This is a genomic window from Actinocrinis sp. (genome assembly GCF_035946395.1).
Classification (GTDB): Bacteria; Actinomycetota; Actinomycetes; order Streptomycetales; family Catenulisporaceae; genus Actinocrinis.
This window is the reverse complement of sequence record NZ_DASYZI010000304.1, coordinates 1-17384: the sequence shown is the minus strand read 5'-3', so window position 1 is coordinate 17384 and position 17384 is coordinate 1. Positions and strand designations below refer to the sequence as shown.

Below are 17384 nucleotides of genomic sequence, written 5' to 3'. Positions count from 1 at the left end.
CGCCGCCACACACTTCGCATTCGGCGCGGGCCGCCACTTCTGCCTCGGCGCGCAACTCTCCCTAACCCAGGCACAAGCCGCCATCCCGCTTCTGCTCAACGCTCTGCCGAACCCGGCCCTCGCCGATAAATCAAGCCCAGCATACTCTGGCAGGATTCTACGCGGCCCCGAGAAACTACTGGTGACAACCGGATGGCCCAGTAGCGGGTCTGCGGATCGTGCCGGCTGACGACCTGCGGGCTGGCCCATGGTGTCTCAGGTATGGCCCCGGCCCACAGATGAGTATGCCATCAGTTCCGCGTCGTTAGCCTTTCTCAAGGGTGAGAGTCGAAGGCACCTTCTCGCGCCTACAGTGCTGACACGGAAAGCTTGCGCGCATACGGCCCCTGGTGTGCCGAGGACAGTTCGTCCGTGGCACGCCAGGGGCCGTCGGTTTCTACGGCTTCTACTGCGTGGGCTGTCAGCCCTTGTGCAGGCTGACGGCGTTCGTCTGGTCGATCGTGACGGTGTTCGCAGCGTAGTCAGGGTCCTGCGCCACGAACTGCGCGTCCACCTGTGCGTCACCGCTGCGGAACGGGACGGAACCGCTCGGCGTCGCAGACGCGGACCACGCGACCGGCGCCCCGGCCTTGCAGTTCACCGTCGTGGTGTACGTGCCGTTGACAATGGTCTTATGGTTCGAACTCACCTGCGTGACCTTGCCGCTCACGGTCACCTGCGCCGTCTTGTCGCAGGCGACCGTGCCGCGCACGGTGGCGGAGCCGTTCAGGGTGCTGGCCGTGCCGTCGGACGCGACAGCGGGCTTCACGGTGAGCACGGCCGGCGGGGCCGGGTTGGTGATCTGGACCTGGCCGACCAGCGCCGGCATGAAGCCCTCGCACTGCTGCGAGAAGGAGCCGTCGAGCTCCTGGATGTAGCCGTACGGCCCCCAGGTGATCTGCGTGATCGTGAACGAGCCGGCCACCGTGTTGCAACCACGACCGTCGCCCACGAAGGAGAGGCCAGGCTGGGCGGCGGTGTTGAACGGGTACCGCGTGGCCCCGGTGTACGTGCCGGGCGCCAGCGCCGGACCCGAGGACGGAGCCATCAGGTCGAGGTACCACCAGTCACCCAGCGCGCCCGACACGCTCACATTGACGTAGTGCTCATCGGTGCTGCCGGTCACGGTGAGCGTGTCGCCGTTCGCCGTCGAGTACGTGCTCGTAGCTCCGCCGCCCACCCAGTCCCCGGCAGGGCTCACGAAGCCCAGCGAGCCGGACGTGACCGCCTGCGCCTGCGCGGCGGGGCTGAACACGACCCCCGTAGCGATGGCGGTCGCGGACAGAACGAGCGAAGAGGTGATGCCCGTGCGCACAACGGCACGCTTCAGTGCATTGACCTTCAAGGAAGAACCCCCATGCGTTCAACTCTGGTGAAAGCGCCCGGTATCGCGGCCGAGTAGCCCCCTCGTGCCGCGCCGGCGCGCTCAGGCCAGGCTTTCACGGACGGACGGGACCGTGCAACTGATTTCGCAAAGTCTTGAGCCACAGGGACGAACAGGCGGCCTCGCAGTCCGCTGCTAATGCCACAGACTGACGTGATGTCAACGATACAGATGCGGCAGATGGGGATGATCAAGGTCCGTGTGGCGTTGACGTGGAGCTGTGCGCGCCGAAATCTCAGAGGCAAATCCTGCGATCCGGAAGTGGGGCAGGTGCACGCTCGGCGCACGGCGGACAGTGTCCACGCCCGGCCAGCCTGGTCGAGCGAATAGACGTGCGCAGGGGCATGCAGCGGCGTACCACGGCCGGAGACGAGGCCCGTTCGCAACTACTGCACCGCCGCGATACGACCGTTGACGACACTGGCTGAACGGTTCATATCCATACGCTCGACTCGCTGGCCGACTCCGCGGCGCCGCTATCGGAAGTAGGGCCTCACACTGGCTATTTATGTAGAATGAATCTACATAGAAGCTGTCTAGGTAGATCGGGTGATCTGGGGACCCGAGCAGATCATCGGGGCATGGCGATGACGACGGCAGCGGCGCTCATTGGTGCACGATCCTGCTGGTCAATCGTGAGGGCGATGTGGACTGCGAGGATCGCGTACGCGGCGGAGTAGTTGGGATCGGGGATCGGGGTTCATCGCATCCAAGCCGACCAGTTGTGACAAGTCGGGAAGCGGGCGTTGAGGGCGTCGTAGGCGTCGAGGGCGATGATGCCGGCTGGTTGCGGTGTCTGTAGTCGTCGCGGCGCTCGGGATCATCACGGGATCGGCGCCTCCTGTGGACCTGGGCTGAGATGGGCGTGAGTTGCGGTCGCCAGGTCCAGATATGCGGCGCCGAGTAGTGGGGCCTCCGCCAGGAGTTGTGCGGGTTGGACGGCGATGGGGCCGGTTCGGGTGGGCAGCGTGTCGGCCAGTGCGGTGCACAGTGGTTCGGCGATCAGGTCCCAGGATGCTGCGATGGAGCCGCCGACCACGAGGATCGTGGGCTCGAACGCGGCGAGCCAGGGGCCGAGCACGGTGCCCAGGGCGCGGACGGCCTGCGTGAGCACGGTCGACGCGGTGCGGTCGCCGTGCCGGGCGCGCTGCGCGATCTCGCGTACGTCGAGTGCCGACGGTTCGCCCGTGGCGTGCGCGTAGACCCGCCGCAGGGCGCGGCGCGAGAGGGTGTCCTCCAGGGGTTTGCCCTCGTGCGACAGCAGGTCGACGCGTCCGTCCGGCGGCACGGCGCCGCCGTGACGCACGCTGCGCCCGTCGCGCAGGAAGCAGGAGCCCACCCCGGTGCCCAGCGTGATCGCCACGACCGTGCGGTGCCCGCGCGCCGCGCCGGCCCACCATTCGCCGAACGCGAACGCGTCGGCGTCGTTGTGGAAGCCGACGGCGGCGGCGCCAGGCAGGTGCGGCGTCAGGGCAGCACGCAGGTCGACGCCGCGCAGCGCGTCGAACTTGCCGACTCCCTCGAACCGCCCGATGCCGCGTTCGTAGTCGAATGGTCCGGGAATCGCGATCGACCACCGGCGCGCCGGCGTGGCAAGCCGCCTCGCGCACCGGGCGAGGGCCGAGACGATCTCCTCGGCGCTCCCACCGCTGTCCAGCGGCGCGCGCAGGCACTGGCCGGGAATGACGCTGTGGGTGTCGATATCGACGTTCGCGGCGGTCACGTGCGTGCCGCCGATGTCCATCACCGACACCACGCCCCCGTGTCGGCCGGTCACCGGACCAGGGCCTTGACGTAGCGGACCGGGCTGGACCCCAGTGCGCGCACCCGGTAGCCGCCCACCGACCCGGGAACGGTCAGCGTCTCGGCGTAGGCGAGCACGCATCGGTATCCGCTTTCCGTCTCCAGCAGCACTCCGTCGCCGTCGACGACGTTGAGCACGTGGAACCGGCCATCGGTCCCGTCCCCCACAGCGGCGTCAGTCGCGAGATCGACACGGCGCACCTCGAAGAACATCTCCGGCAGGCCGCCGATGACCTGCTCGCGCCACCCCTCGCCTTCCCGCACAGTGCGCGGCCGCTGCACCAGTTCCCGGGCCACCGCATCGCCCGAGCGCGTCGGGTCGAGATTGGCGAACGCGTGCTCCACATGCACCGGCCGCTGCCTGCCCGCGCCGTCCTTGCGCAGCCAGTCGTAGAACCGCAGGCTGTACAGGTACGGCGTCGCGCTGATCTCCAGCACCACGTTGCCCTCGCCGCTTGCGTGCGGGGTACCGGCCGGAATCAGGAACAACTGGTGCGCCTCGGCGGGAAAGCTCTGCACGTACCGCTCGATGTCGAAGGGCACACCCTCGCGCACCGCCCGATCCGCCGCACGCCGAAACGCTTCAAGATCGGCGTCCTGGCGCAGCCCCAGGAACACCTGCCGCCCCACGCCGCCGACCATCATGTAATACGTCTCATGCTGTGTATACGGCCAGCCGAAAACCCGGCGCATATAGTCCGACTGCGGATGACAGTGCACCGACAGATTTCCCCCACCGACCGTGTCCAGATAATCGAACCGGATCGGAAACGACGTACCGAACATCATGTACACAGCCTTGCCGAGCACCTGCTCCGGATGCAGGGCGACCAGAACCTGGAGCGGAATCTCGACGCGCGGACCGTCCGCATCGCCGAGCAGGATGCCGCTCTCCGGCGCGATCAACTCATAACCCAGCGCGGTGTTCGCCGCCCCCGGATTGAACCCGAGCCGCCGCTGCGCCCAATGCCCGCCCCACGACGTGGTGTTGAACGTCGGGCGCGTACGGAACGGCTGCACGGCCAGCGCCGCCAACGACGCGCGCAGAACGTCTCCCTCCAGCCACGCCGGAGACCGCGGATCCTGAGTATCCAGCCACAGATCGATGTCGGCGATGATGCCGTCGCGGTGCCGGTCCAGGATGGGCCAGTCCAGGTAGAACAGGCGCCGCGCCGTGCCCGCACCGGTACCCGCCGGTTGCCCCAGATTGCGGCCGGTCCCAGCTGTGATCGCGGCCTCGGCGTATCGCTTGGGCAGATCCGCGTACCACAGCAGGTGATGCTCGATCAGCGCCGCGCCGGGGCCGAAGACGACCGTCACCGCGCCCGAAGCGGCCTCGGGCTTGGGCTTGGGCTCGGGCAACGCGGCGAAGAAGTCGGCGAGGTCCGCCCGCGACAGAGGGGCGAAATCCGGGTCGTCATCCAACTGTGCCGACGAGGTCAGCGCGAGGATGTCCGGCCACGCGGCGAAGTGCTCACGCAAGTCCAGCTGCTTCGCCGCCAGTTCGCGAGCGGCCAGCGCATCGCAGATCTCCGAGACGGCCAGATCCCAGTCCACCGCCGCCGGACCGTCCACCGCCAGGACCACACCCGGCTCAAGACCGGCGACCGCCGAACGGTACCCGGCACCCACGGCCCCCGTGACAGCGTGACAGGGTTCTGGCTCATAGCCGCGAATCGGCGCCGACGCGGTCACAGTTCACCCGCCGAGGGTGAGCGTCCGTTGGTTGTCACCGGCCAGCTGAGTACCGGGCTGCGCAGTTTCGCGGCGTGCTCGGCGATCTCGGCCTGGTCGGGTTCGGCCAGGGTGAGCAGCCCGTAGCGCAGGCGGACCGGTCCGTTCTGGATCTGGGGGAAGTTGGTGTCCCAGTAGTTGTTCGCGGCCCAGCTCAGGAGCAGTGGATCGGCGGTGCGGTCGATGGCGTCCGGTGGCGGTCCGAAGTGGAAGTCGCCGAACTGGACCAGCGGAGCGTCGGGCGTGAGCAACGCGACGGCGCCGTGTTCGTCCCACATCGCGGCCGCCGACTGGGCCGTGACCCAACCGCGGGACGCGCCGGGCAGTTGCCCGTCGTCCAGGGCCACCGTCTGGCCCGCCGTGTCGAAAGTGGCCCGCCAGCCCTCCCGCATCGCCAGCGGCAGCGCGAAGTACACGCCGCTCGGCTCGGCGTCGCCGACCAGATCGAGTTCGAAGTCGATGCGGATGACGGGGTCGATCGCGTCGAACCGGACGCGCTGGATCAGGCTCCTGGTTCCCGGCGCGGCGAACCGGCGTTCCAGGACCACCTGTCCCGGATGCTCCTCGACCACGCAGCTGAGCACCCGCTCGGCGGGCTCGCGCCGCGGCTGCCACGGCTCCCAGCACGATTCGTCCAGCATCTCCCGGTCCAGGTCGCGCCGGTAGAACGCGCGCCGGGTGCCGTCGACGAGCGGATCGGGCCGCTCCCGGACGAAGGAGAGCAGGTCCATGCCCGGTCTGGGCCGCAGGAGCTCGCGTCCGGTGGCCCGGTCGATCAGGGAATTGATCCACCCGGAGTCCGGATCGTAGGTCAGCGCGTGGAACGGCGACTCGATCCGGCCGACGGCGGCCACGCGGTTGATTGCGGTGGCGAAGTTCAGCTCGCGGGCCGACGTGGGGCGGCGGACGAGTTCATGCGTTGGCTGGCCCGGGAAGACCGGGGCGGGAAGGTCGTCGATGCCGAGGATCCGCCACATTCCGGGGCCGAGGTCGATCGGCCCGAAGCGACGGCGCTGCTCGCCGGGAGCGGGCACCCGCCACGGCCGATTTTCGTAAGCCATCCGGCTGGCCCGGTACGTGCGCTCGTTGGCGGCCGTCGGCTCGGCGAACCAGGCCTCGGGCAGATCGAGCGCGACCGTGCGGCGATACGGCATGGGGTTGCAGACGAGCACGCCGGCGATCCCCTTGTCCGCGACCGGGTTTCCGGCCAGCCGTTCGAGCGCGTCCATGACTGCGAACGCGGCCAGTTCGTGGCCTTCGTACGCGCCGGCCTGCTTCATCGCCTCGATGGCGCGGGCCTGTGGATTGCCCGGGTCGCTGTCCCAGTGGCTCCAGGTGTGTTCGTCGGACAGGTCGACGTGCTCGGCCGCGGCGGCGACGAGAGCCGGGTCGGCGCCCAGCTTCTCGGCGGCGGCGAGCAGCGGCTTCGTCTGCTGATTCACTGCGGTGACCGCCGGGGCGCTGCCGACACCGAAGCTCCAGAAGTCGGTCCAGTCGCCGCGCAGGACCGGGATGTCGCCGTCGGATACGCGCTGTATCCGTTCCCTGAGGTCGTCGAAGGTCGCGTATCTTATTCGGGGCCCGCGCCGCTGCTCGTTCCAGCGCCGGATCAGATCGGGCAGGTATGGGTTGGGCGGTGCGTTGTCCCACATGATCGGAGAGCACGTCGAGGTGAGGTAGACGAACGGCAGTCGGTAGCCGCTGCGGCGCAGGCGCTCGTGCAGGGCGTCCCAGCCGACGGCCATCCGCTCCACCGAGTCGTCCCAGGCGTTGAGCAGCTGGTCGAACATGGTGTAGTGGCTGCCGTTGAAGACGCGCAGCCGCCGCCCGGACGGGGCCTGCCAGGCGAACAGGCCGGGCCGCGGCGCCACCGGGCGGCCGAGATGCCGGTTGACCGCCATGACGAACAGGTCGACCCCGGCGTCCAGCAGTTCGTCGGCGATCGGCCACGGGACCCCGTTGACGTCGTGCTGGCAGGCGACCGGGATCGGCCGGCCGACGACGTTCTCCAACTCGCGCTTCCCGGCCAGCAGCCGGCGGATCCCCGGCCGGTCGATCGTGGAGCCGACATGCCAGCGCAGCGCGGACAGCCCGATGCGGCCCTGGTCGCACATGTCCTTGAAGCGGACGACCTCGTCCGGGGACGCCCCGGCAAGCCAGCGGCGCACCGGCTCGGTCGCCTCGCAGGTCCACTTCGGCCGATGGTCCTGCGGCAGGTCCGCGGTGCGCTCCAGCCAGTCCAGGGCCTGGGAGATGTACTCGGCCTGCAACCGCCACAGGATCGGCTGCGAGTGCGTGTAGCCGACGTCGAGGTGGCTGTGGTGCAGGACCAGGATCTCCTCGATCGCGGCAGGCGCGTCGGTCACTTGCTGGCTCCCGTGGTCAGTCCGGCGATGAACTGCTTCTGCAGGGCGAGGTAGCCGGCGACCGGGATGACCGCCGCCAGGAGCATCACGCCGAACAGTTGCGCGTAGTTGGTGGAGTACTGGCCGAGCGAGAGATACAGCCCGGTGGTGATGGTCTGGCCCTTGAGCGGGCCGAGGATGAACTGCGGATTCATGAAGTCGTTCCAGATCCACAGCGACAGGAAGATCGCGACGGTCGCGGTGGCCGGGCGCAGCAGCGGCATGACGATCTTCCACCAGATCCGCATGGATCCGGCGCCGTCCATGGTCGCGGCCTCGACGATCTCGCCCGGGATCGAACGCAGGAAGCCGGAGTAGACGAACACCGCGAACGACAGGTACCCGCCGCCGACGTTGGCCAGGATCAGCCCCGGATACGTGTGGTCCAGACGCATGTATGTCAGGATCCTAATTGTAGGTAGCAGGATCACCGCGGGCGGGATCATCAGCCCGGCCGCGAAGACGGCCAGCACCAGCCGCCGCAGTCGCGCCGAGCGGCGGGCCAGCCAGAAGCTGAAGGCCGCGCCGAGCGGGATGACCAGCAGCACCGAGACGACGACGGTGACCGCGGAGTTGGTCAGGCCGATCTGGATGATGCGGTCGGGCCGGGACAGCGCATCGGTGAGGTCGTGCGTGGTCGGCGGCGCGGGCAGCGCCGCCGGGTTGCCGATGATCTGGTTCTGCGTCTTGAAGGCGTTGACGATGGTGAGGTAGATCGGGCTGACGAAGGCCAGCGTCAGCAGCCCGGCCGCCGCGAGGTGGCTTCCGGCGGCCCACACGCGGCGGTTGCCGCGCGGCGCGGGCGCAGGCGGCGCCGGGGCGGTGGATCGGCGCTGCGAGGTCGAGGAGGTCGGCGCGCTCACAAGTCCACCTCCCGGCGGCGAAGCAGCCCGGTCACGGACAGCGCGATCACCGCGGAGATCGCGAGCAGCAGCATGGCCACGGCCGAGGCGTAGCCGAAGCGGTCGTCGGTGAAGGCGAGGTTGATGATGTAAAGCGCGGTGGACTGCGTGGAGTCGGCCGGGCCGCCGGAGGTGAGCGCCGCGATGATGTCGTAGAGCTTCAGCATCGTGATCAGCGAGATGGTGACGCTGATCGTGGTGCCGGGGGCGAGCATGGGGAAGGTGATGCGCCGGAACCGCTGCCAGCGGCCGGCGCCGTCCACCGTCGCGGCCTGATACAACTCGACCGGGATCGACTGGAGCGCCGCTAGGTGCACGACGGTGGTGAACCCGGTGAGCACCCAAGCGGCGACCAGGCCGACCGAGAACATCGCCAGGCGCGGGCTGCCCAGCCAGGTGATCGGCCGGCCGATGATCCCGGCGTCGATCAGCAGACGGTTGAGAATCCCGTCCTGGGCCAGGATGTAGCGCCAGACGAATCCGACGATCACACCGGAGACCACCTGCGGCAGGAACGCGACCGTGCGCATCATCCGGAAGCTCAGCGAGGTCTTGTTCAGCAGGACCGCGAACCAGATCCCCGCGGCGTTCGCGACAACCGTCACCGCGGCGGCTGTGACCAGCGTGAAGGAGAGGCTGGCGGCCAAGGCGTCGTCGTGCGTCATCTCCGCGTAGTTGGACAGGCCGATGAAGCGGGCCTGCGCCATCAGCGGGTTCTCGTCGGTCAGGCTCTTCCAGGCGCTCATCAACACCGGAACGATGATGAACAGCGCGTACAAGCCGACGGCGAGCATGGCGATCGCGGTGAGCGCGGGGTCGCCGCGGCGGGGGCGTGGTCGGACTCGGGCGGTCATGGCGTCTCCCTTGGCGCGGGCCGGTGCTGATGCAGACCGTGGATCAGATCGATGGCGGACCGATCGACGCCGAGCCTCGGTCCGCCCGGCGCCGACGCCGCAGGTCACTGAGAGGTCACTAGGAGGTCACTCGGAGCTCACTTGGTCGCCGTGTCCCAAGCGGAGTCCAGCTTGGCCATCTGCGCGGCGATGTCGTTGCTGTTGTAAAGGTCCTGACCGGCCGCGTAGAAGTCGTCGTCCAGCCCCGAGGGCATGGAGTCGTCGTTCGTGGCCCAGCCGAACGCCGAGACCTTCGTGTTCTGATTCAGGACGTAGGCGTAGGAGTCCTCGAACACCTGCGTGACGTTCACGTCGTAGTCGGCCAGGGTCTTGCCCTTGAGCATCGGGAACGCGCCGTCGCCCTCGATCAGCGCCTTGTAGTTGGCCGGGTCCAGCGACCAGGCCTCGGCGAACGCGGTCGCCTTGTCCGGGGCGGCGGTGTGCGCGTTGATCGCCATCGATCCGCCGACGGCGAACGGCACGACCAGCGAGCCGTCGTCGGTGGGCGTCATGAACGAACCGAAGTCGGCGGCGGCGGCCTTGGGCACCGAGCCGAGGAACCAACTGCCCATCATGTACATCGCGGTCTTGCCCGAGGTGAAGTTCGTGATCGAGTCGGCGTACTTGACCCCGAGCGCGCCGTCCTCGAAGTATCCGTCCTGCGCCATCGTGCGGTACTTGGCCACCGCCGTCTCGACGTTCGCGTCGGTGAAGTGCACCTTTCCGGCGTAGCGCTCCTGGAGCCAGTTCGGGTCCTTGCCGAGCACGTCCGCCGACAGGATGCCGACCAGCGGCATGGAGGCCGCGAACGGGTCGCCGCCGCCGAGTTCGACCGGCGTGATGCCGGCCACCTTGAGCTTCGCGCACACCGCCATGAAGTCCGCCCACGTCTTCGGCACGGTGGTGACGCCGGCCCGGACGAACAGCGTCTTGTTGTAGAAGACCATCGGGATGATCTGCGAGTTGGTCGGCGGGATGTAGACCTTGCCCTTGAAGGCGTTGCCCATCGGCAGCAGGAAGTTGGCGTTCACCCAACCCTGGTCGTACGGCCGCAAGAGGCCGGCCTGCACGAACGTGGACGGCGTGATCGACTGGAGCAGGTCGGGGAACTGCCCGGAGGCCTGCAACTGCTTGGCATACGCGTCACGGTCGGTGCTCGGGGCGACGATCTTCTTGACCGTCACGCCCGGCACCTTCTTCTCGGCGTTGGCGATCGAGGTGTCCCAGAACGACGCGGTCAGGCTGGGTGTCTCGAAGGTGAGGTACGTCAGTGACACGCTGCCGGACGAGCCGTTCGAACCGGCCGGCTGGGCGGCGGAACACCCGGTGATCAGGGCAAGCCCTGCGGCGAGGCAGGCCGCGGGCAGAAGACGGTTGTGCCGCATGGAAGTCTCCTGGGGGATGATGTGATGCGGTGCGCGATGTAAAGCCGTGGCCGAAGAGAAGCGTGCGTGCGGCTCGACGTCGGAACACCCTCGGGATAACGTTATCGCGAGAGTAGACGCGTTTCGCGGGAACGTGTCAAGACTCGATGCGATAACGGCCCGCCACCATGACTGAGGAGAAGCCGGATGAGCCCAGCACGGGCCGGGAACGGCGCCGGGGGCCGGCCCAAGCGGCCGACCATGGTCGACGTCGCCCGCGAGGCCGGGGTGGCGCTGCGCACCGTCTCGCGTGTGGTCAACAACGACCCGACCGTGGGGCCGGCGAACGCCGCCAAGGTCCAGGCCGCGATCGCGGCGCTGAACTTCCGCCCGGACGAGCGGGCCCGGCAGCTGCGCACCGGCGTCACCGGGTCGATCGGCGCGGCGGTCCGCCGCATCGCCGAGGTCAACCCGGAGCTGGCCGCCATCGAGCGCACGGCCCGCGCCTGCGGGCTGACCCTGCTCGCCGCGTCGACGGACTTCGACGAGGCCAGGGAGCGCGACATCCTGATCTCCATGTGCCGCCAGCGGCTCGACGGCATCATCGTCGAGCCTATCGGCGAGAGCCACAGCTACCTGGAGCCGGAGCTGGCCGCCGGCATGCCGATGGTCTCGATGGACCGGCCGATGAGCGGGATATCGGTGGACTGCGTCATGTCCGACAACGCCTCCGGCATCGGCATGGCGTTCCACCACCTGCACCGGCACGGGCACCGCCGCATCGCGTACATCGGCGACAGCGAACGCGTCTTCTCCGGTCGCGAGCGCGCCGCCGCCTTCCGCGCCGCGCTGCGCGCGCACGGCGAGCCGGTCGAGGGCCTGGTGCACCCCGGCGAGATCGCCCCCGAGCGGGTCGCCAAAGCCCTGGACACCGCACTTCACGCCGCGGATCCGGCGACGGCGCTGGTCACCGGCAACATGGACACGACCATCGCGGTCCTGCGCCAGCTCGGACCCCAGGCGGCTTCGCGGCTGGCGATCGTCGGCTTCGACGAGGTCCCGCTCGCCGACCTGCTCCAGCCCGCCCTCACCGTGGTCGCCCAGGACACGGCCACGATCGGCCGGACAGCGGTGGAACTGCTGCGCGCTCGCATCGCCGAGCCGACCCGGCCGGTGGAGACCGTGGTCGTCCCGCTGGACTTGAAGGCCCGCGGCTCCGGCGAAGTGCGGCCCTGACGCCGACACGCTCCCCGGGCCTCAGCCCGCCCAGACTGATGCTGCCGGCTCGGACCCGTACGGCTCTGGTCCCGTAGCCCCTGCCTCGCCAGTCGTGGCCCGCAAGCTCATTGTCCCAACCTCCGCCGCCCTGGCCCCACGGCTTTCACCCCGATTGCCCGACCTCTGGCGCTTTCTCGGCGACGCTGCGCACTCTTGACATCCGGGTCGAGTGCCCCCACTCTTCGCGATAACGTTATTTCGACACGGTGCGGCGTACCACCCTGTCCCTCAACGTCCTCAACGAAGAGGTCTCCCAGCCATGAAGCGCAGCATGAAGCACGGGACGAAGCTCGCAGTGCGATCCAGACGCGCCCTCGGCGCAGCCACCGCCGCCGCCCTCGTCGGCGCCTCGCTCACCGTGGTCCTCGCGCAGCCGGCCCTCGCGGACTCGGTCACCGCGAACCAGGCGTGGCGCATCGTCCAGCAGTACCAGGGCACGTGGACCTCCCCGCCCTCGGTGCTGACCAACGGCGAGACGGTCGACGCGCCGCTGATGGGCAACGGCGACATCGGCGTCGCGGTCGGCGGCACGATCTCAAATCAGACCATGTACATCGGCAAGAACGACTTCTTCTCCTCCACCAGCCACGCGGTCAAACCGCTCGGCCGGATCGTGGTCAACGCCTCCGGGCTCACCGGCTCGTCGTACAACGTGGTGCAGGACATCGCGCACGCCGAGGTGCGCGGCACGTACAGCCTCAACGGCCAGACGCTGAGCACGACCAGCTGGGTGGACGCGAACTGGGGTCTGTTCGTGACCGAATTCACCCTCACCGCAGGCGCCGCGCAGAGCATCGGCATCACCTTGCAAAACGGGTCCGGGGGCACGCCGACCACCTCTACCACCGGCAATGACCTGGATGCCGACGTGGTCGCGGACACCGGCACCGGCAGCGACCCGCACGCCCGCATCGCGGCGCGCACCATCGGCCAGACCCAGTCGATCTCCGGCAACAAGATCACCCTGACCATGCAGCCGAACACCACCTCCACCCTGGTCGCCGGGATCTACTCCAGCATCGACACCTCCTCCTGGCAGTCGAGCGCTGATTCGCTGGTCGGCAGCATGGCGCAGACGGATGTGGACAACCACAACGCCTCGCACCGCTCGTGGTGGCAGAGCTACTGGTCGCAGTCGTACATTGAAATTCCGGACAAGTCGATCGAGAAGAGCTGGTACGGCTCGCTCTACCTGCTCGGCAGCGTCTCACGCGCCGGAAAGTACGCCCCGGGCCTGTGGGGCAACTGGATCACCGGAAACATGAACTGGAACGGCGATTACCACACCAACTACAACTACGAGACGCCGTTCTACTCCGCGCTGTCCACCAACCACATCACGCAGCTCGGCTCATACGACCAGCCGGTGTTGCAGTGGCAGTCGGCCGGTCAGGCGCTCGCGTCGCAGAACGGGTACACCGGCGTGTTCTATCCGGTGGGCATATCGCCGAACGGCACCAGCGCGGACATGAGCCTGCACAACCAGAAGTCCGATGCGGCGAACCTCGCCAGCGACATGGTGATGCGCTTCGAGTACACCGGCGACACCTCGTATGCGAACACGGTGTATCCGTGGCTCAAGCAGGTCGGGCTGTTCTGGCAGAACTACCTGTCCTGGAACGGGTCCACCTACGACATCCTCAACGACGCCCCGCACGAGGACCAGGCCTATCCGCAGACCAACAGCGGCATGTCCCTCGGCCTGGTGCACCTGCTCCTCCAAGGCCTGATCGACATGAGCACCGCGCTGAATCAGGACTCAGGCACCCGCGCCACCTGGCAGAACATCGAAACCCACCTCAGCCCTCTGTCGACGATGTCACTGAACGGACAGACCATCCTGCGCGAGACCCAGGTCGGCAGCGACTTCGTCAACGACGGCAACGACATCGACGCCCAGCCAATCTACCCCGGCAGCCTGATCGGCCTGGACAGCGGCTCCACGCTGATCTCCGAGGGCCAGAACACCATCGGCGCTCTGACCAACGGCTGGCACGGCGGCAACGCCCCGACCACGTTCTATCCGGCGGCGGCCCGGGTCGGCTACAACCCGAGCACGATCCTGAGCAACCTGGACAACGAGGCCACCGCCCAGAGCTACAACAACATGGCCATCCACCACAACGGCGGCGGCATCGAGAACATCAACGTCACCACCTCAGGCCTCGACGAGATGCTGCTCCAGTCCTTCCAGAACGACATCAAGGTCTTCGCCGACTGGCCCGCCAACACCAACGCCAAGTTCGGCGACCTGCTCGCCTACGGCGACTTCCTGATCTCCAGCAGCAGGGCCGGCAACGCCGTGCAGTATCTCAGGGTCGTCAGCCAGAAGGGCGGCGACTTCACCTTCACCAACCCGTGGTCCGGCAGCGTCGAGGTCTACCGCAACGGCACCGACACGGGCACCGTCTCCGGCTCGAAGATCACCATCGCCACGTCGGCGAACGACACGCTCGACCTGGCGCCCGCCGGCACCGCTCTGTCCACCATCCAGAACGAGCTGACCCAACCACTGGCATCCGGCACCGGCAGCAGCAGTTTCAGCTCCGGTTTCGAGTCCACCGACCCGCCGCTGACCTGGACCGACACCGTAGACACCACCGGCGGCGGCAGCTCCAACGTCACCGGCATCTGCTGCGGACTGACCGGCCCCGAACTGGGCATCCGCACCGCAGAGACCGAGCACACCGGCAGCAGTGCCCTGATGTACTCCGGCTCCGCACAAGGCGGCAGCACCGACTACGCCTACCTGAAGTTCTACGACCTCAGCGGCAGTCCCCTGGCCATCGGCAACGCCAAGACCCTCAGCTACTGGATCTACCCACAGAGCAACGCCACCAGCACCTGGGTACCCGCAGGCTCCAACAACAGCACCTGCGTCGCCATCGACATGATCTTCACCGACGGCAGCACCCTGCGCGACTCCGGCGCCACCGACCAAAACGGCAACCGCATCCACCCCGCCTCCCAGTGCGGCCACCTGACCCTCGACACCTGGAACCACGTCACCGTCAACCTCGCCACCAACAACGCCAACAAACAAATCAACCGAATCCTCGTCGGCTACGACCACCCCAACTCCACCGGCGGCTACCGCGGCTACATCGACGACCTGACCATCAGCTGATGCTCAACGTCGGCCAGTAGACGATCGAAAAGCAGGGATTCATCGCGCCGCTGCCGATCACACCGTCGCATTTGCCTCGATATTCAGACACTTCGACAGCGTGATCGGCAGCGGCCGTTTCGTCACGGGCGACGCCGACGCCGCTCTTCTGTGCATCGTGCTACAGCGCCGTACGAACCCACTTGACGCGGCGGCGGGCGACAGAGACCTGTGCGAGCAGGAATCAGACCGCGGTGATGGTGTACTCGTTGTTGGTGCTACCGTTCTCGGCCCACATGACCGTGGCGGAGCCGACGGTGGAGTTGCCGGCGCCGTCCAGCGCGGTGTTGGTGCCGCGGTTGACGATGTGATATCTGCCGTTGCCAGCGGGGTCGAGCTTCCACTGCTGGTTGTTGCCGCCGTTCCACGGCGCCTGTAGGCAGGTGGCGCCGTTGGCGGTGTTGCCCCAGCTGTCGGCGACCATGCCGTTGGTGTTGTTCACGATCTTGTACCAGCCGCCGCCCAGCGGCACGAACTGCCACTGGAGGTTTGTGCTGCCGTTGTAGCTCCACTGCTTGAGCCCGGAACCGGACGGCACGCTGCCACCGCTGTCAAGGACCAGGCCAGTGGTCACGTTGGCGACCTTCACCCAGCCGGTCGGGATCGGGGCGGCGTTGAGGGTCGGGATCTGGCCGCTGAAGGTGAGTTTGAATACGTATGCAAATGCATTGAATGGCGGAGTGGATGACGGCATGTTGATGTGTAGGCCGCCGCCGTCCTGGTAGTAGTTGGTCAGGTTCGTGTACTGCCCGGCTGCGTTGTTGATCAGCTGGACCGAGACCAGGTTGCTGAGATTGATCTGGTTGGAGCCCAGGGTCGTGATGGTGGTGGTGCCGCCCTGCCAGCCGAGCGTGGTGGCGTAGAGCACCGTGTTGTCCTGGGTGCGGGTGAAGCGGATGTCCTGCGGCGTGCCGGCCTTGGGTCCGGCGAACGATCCGCCGCCCATCGCGGTGGGGCCCTCGCCGAAGGTCGACCATGCGCGGGTGGCATAGATCGCCTCGCCGAAGCGGCCCAGCCAGTCGCCCATCCCGAGCAGCAGGGCCTGCTGGTCGGACGGGATGGTGCCGTCCGCCATCGGGGCGATGTTCAGCAGCAGGTTGCCGCCCTTGCTGGTGTGGTCGATCAGCGAGTGCAGCATCGTCTTGGAGTCGTACAAGGTGATGCCGGTGACATAGCACCAGGTGCTCGGCGAGACGCTGTCGTCGGTCAGCCAGTAGGGGGTCACGATGCCGCCCGCGCCGCCGCGTTCGTAGTCGAAGACTTCGCCATTGGTGTCGAAGCCGTCCTTGTACGTGGCCACCACGTCCTTGTTCCAGGAGACGGCGGCGTTGTAGTAGTCGGCGAGGAATTGCAGCCGGTAGGACTCGGTGACGTTGCTCAGGTCGAAGTCCTGCCAGATCATGTCCGGCTGGTAACCGGTGATGACCTCGTGCAGCTTGTTGTACCAGAGCTGCGTCTCGGTGGTCGTGCCCTGCTGTCCGAACAGGATCTTGAGATTCTGGTCCGTCTGTGCGGGCACGTACTGGTAGTAGCCCAGGTAGTGGTAGGCGTGGTGCAGGGAGCACATGAACTTCAGACCCTGAGCGCGGATCGCCTGCGCGTGCTGCGCGAGCAGGTCGAGCTTCGGGCCCTTGGCCACCGAGTTCCACGGGTTGACCTGGCTGTTCCACATCGAGAACCCGTCGTGGTGCTCGGCCACCGGCCCGGCGAACCGGGCACCGGCCGCCTTGAACAGGGACGCCCAGGCGTTCGGGTCCCAGTTGCCGCCGGCGCTGGTCGGCTTGGGCGCGAACTGCGTCCACTGGCCCGCCTTGTTGTACGCGCCGTTGATGAAGTTCTGGTAGCCCCAGACCGACGGGTCGCCGTAGGTGGCGATGTGGTGCTGGTTCTCGGCGGAGCCCGAGTTGTACATGTTGCGCGGATACCACTCGTTGCCGAACGCCGGGACGCTGAAAGCGCCCCAGTGGTAGTAGATGCCGAACTTCGCGTCCTGGAACCAGGCGGGCGCCGGCGGATGCTGGTCCACCGACGACCAGCTCGCGCTGTAGCTCTGCGGACCGGCGTTGGCAGAGGCCTCGGGCGCGAAACGCAGCAGGCCGAAGGCCGTCGCCACGCCGGCCGTCGTCAGCAGCCTGCGGCGGCTGATCTGGAACCCGGGCGAAGAGGAGGACGAGGACATGGCGGAATCGCCTCTCAGAGGTCTGAGGGTGTGGTGGGGCGCAGGCCCGGGCTCCCGGTGACCGTGACGGGGAGCCCGGACCTGGCCGGCTTCAGCGGGGGCGGCGGATCAGCCGAGGGTCCACTGCTGGTTGCTACCGCCGTTGCACGACCACAGCTCCACCAGGGTGCCGTTGGCGGTTCCGGCGCCGGTCACGTCGAGGCAGAGGCCTGACTGGACGCCGGTGATGGTGCCGTT

At 67.8% G+C, this 17384-nt stretch carries 11 protein-coding genes; 2 read left to right on the top strand and 9 right to left on the bottom strand.

From position 1 onward, the window contains the following. Window positions 1–460: 460 nt before the first annotated feature. From VGS97_RS18550 to VGS97_RS18520, 7 genes are all read right to left on the bottom strand, one after another. Window positions 461–1354 (bottom strand): hypothetical protein, encoded by an 894-nt coding sequence (locus tag VGS97_RS18550; RefSeq protein ID WP_326854835.1) that lies wholly within the window; start codon window positions 1352–1354, stop codon window positions 461–463. An 892-nt stretch (window positions 1355–2246) separates the two neighbouring features. Further along, entirely contained in the window at window positions 2247–3200 is a 954-nt protein-coding gene (locus VGS97_RS18545) for an ROK family protein (protein ID WP_326854834.1), read from the bottom strand. Further along, on the bottom strand, window positions 3197–4858 hold the full coding sequence (locus VGS97_RS18540; protein WP_326854833.1) for a hypothetical protein: 1662 nt from the start codon (window positions 4856–4858) through the stop codon (window positions 3197–3199). Before VGS97_RS18540 ends, VGS97_RS18545 begins: the two co-directional genes overlap by 4 nt. 59 nt (window positions 4859–4917) lie before the next feature. Continuing rightward, on the bottom strand, window positions 4918–7326 hold the full coding sequence (locus VGS97_RS18535) for a glycoside hydrolase (protein ID WP_326854832.1): 2409 nt from the start codon (window positions 7324–7326) through the stop codon (window positions 4918–4920). Then, window positions 7323–8228 carry a carbohydrate ABC transporter permease gene (locus VGS97_RS18530; RefSeq protein WP_326854831.1) on the bottom strand — a complete coding sequence of 302 codons (906 nt, stop codon included), beginning with the start codon at window positions 8226–8228 and terminating at the stop codon, window positions 7323–7325. The genes VGS97_RS18535 and VGS97_RS18530 overlap by 4 nt, the downstream gene beginning before the upstream one ends. Continuing rightward, on the bottom strand, window positions 8225–9121 hold the full coding sequence (locus VGS97_RS18525; RefSeq protein WP_326854830.1) for a sugar ABC transporter permease: 897 nt from the start codon (window positions 9119–9121) through the stop codon (window positions 8225–8227). Before VGS97_RS18525 ends, VGS97_RS18530 begins: the two co-directional genes overlap by 4 nt. A gap of 137 nt (window positions 9122–9258) precedes the next feature. Then, on the bottom strand, window positions 9259–10545 hold the full coding sequence (locus tag VGS97_RS18520) for an extracellular solute-binding protein (protein ID WP_326854829.1): 1287 nt from the start codon (window positions 10543–10545) through the stop codon (window positions 9259–9261). Between the two features lie 186 nt (window positions 10546–10731). On the opposite strand from VGS97_RS18520, the gene VGS97_RS18515 reads away from it, so the two are divergent. Together VGS97_RS18515 and VGS97_RS18510 are read left to right on the top strand one after the other, a co-directional pair. Further along, window positions 10732–11760, top strand: a complete 1029-nt coding sequence (locus VGS97_RS18515; protein ID WP_326854828.1) for a LacI family DNA-binding transcriptional regulator — start codon at window positions 10732–10734, stop codon at window positions 11758–11760. A 313-nt stretch (window positions 11761–12073) separates the two neighbouring features. Next, entirely contained in the window at window positions 12074–14929 is a 2856-nt protein-coding gene (locus VGS97_RS18510; RefSeq protein ID WP_326854827.1) for a glycosyl hydrolase family 95 catalytic domain-containing protein, read from the top strand. Window positions 14930–15152: 223 nt separating this feature from the next. Here VGS97_RS18510 and VGS97_RS18505 read toward each other — a convergent pair whose 3' ends face one another. Then, a complete protein-coding gene (locus VGS97_RS18505; RefSeq protein ID WP_326854826.1) occupies window positions 15153–17147 on the bottom strand; it encodes an alpha-L-fucosidase in 1995 nt (664 codons plus the stop codon). 108 nt (window positions 17148–17255) lie between these two features. Next, a partial coding sequence (locus VGS97_RS18500) for an RICIN domain-containing protein (protein WP_326854836.1) occupies window positions 17256–17384 on the bottom strand: 129 nt, incomplete at its 5' end.

Coding starts and splice junctions, on each gene's coding strand:
- VGS97_RS18525 (WP_326854830.1), bottom strand. CDS start 9,121: ATGACCGCCCGAGTCCGACCACGCCCCCGCCGCGGCGACCCCGCGCTC.
- VGS97_RS18520 (WP_326854829.1), bottom strand. CDS start 10,545: ATGCGGCACAACCGTCTTCTGCCCGCGGCCTGCCTCGCCGCAGGGCTT.
- VGS97_RS18515 (WP_326854828.1), top strand. CDS start 10,732: ATGAGCCCAGCACGGGCCGGGAACGGCGCCGGGGGCCGGCCCAAGCGG.
- VGS97_RS18510 (WP_326854827.1), top strand. CDS start 12,074: ATGAAGCACGGGACGAAGCTCGCAGTGCGATCCAGACGCGCCCTCGGC.
- VGS97_RS18505 (WP_326854826.1), bottom strand. CDS start 17,147: ATGTCCTCGTCCTCCTCTTCGCCCGGGTTCCAGATCAGCCGCCGCAGG.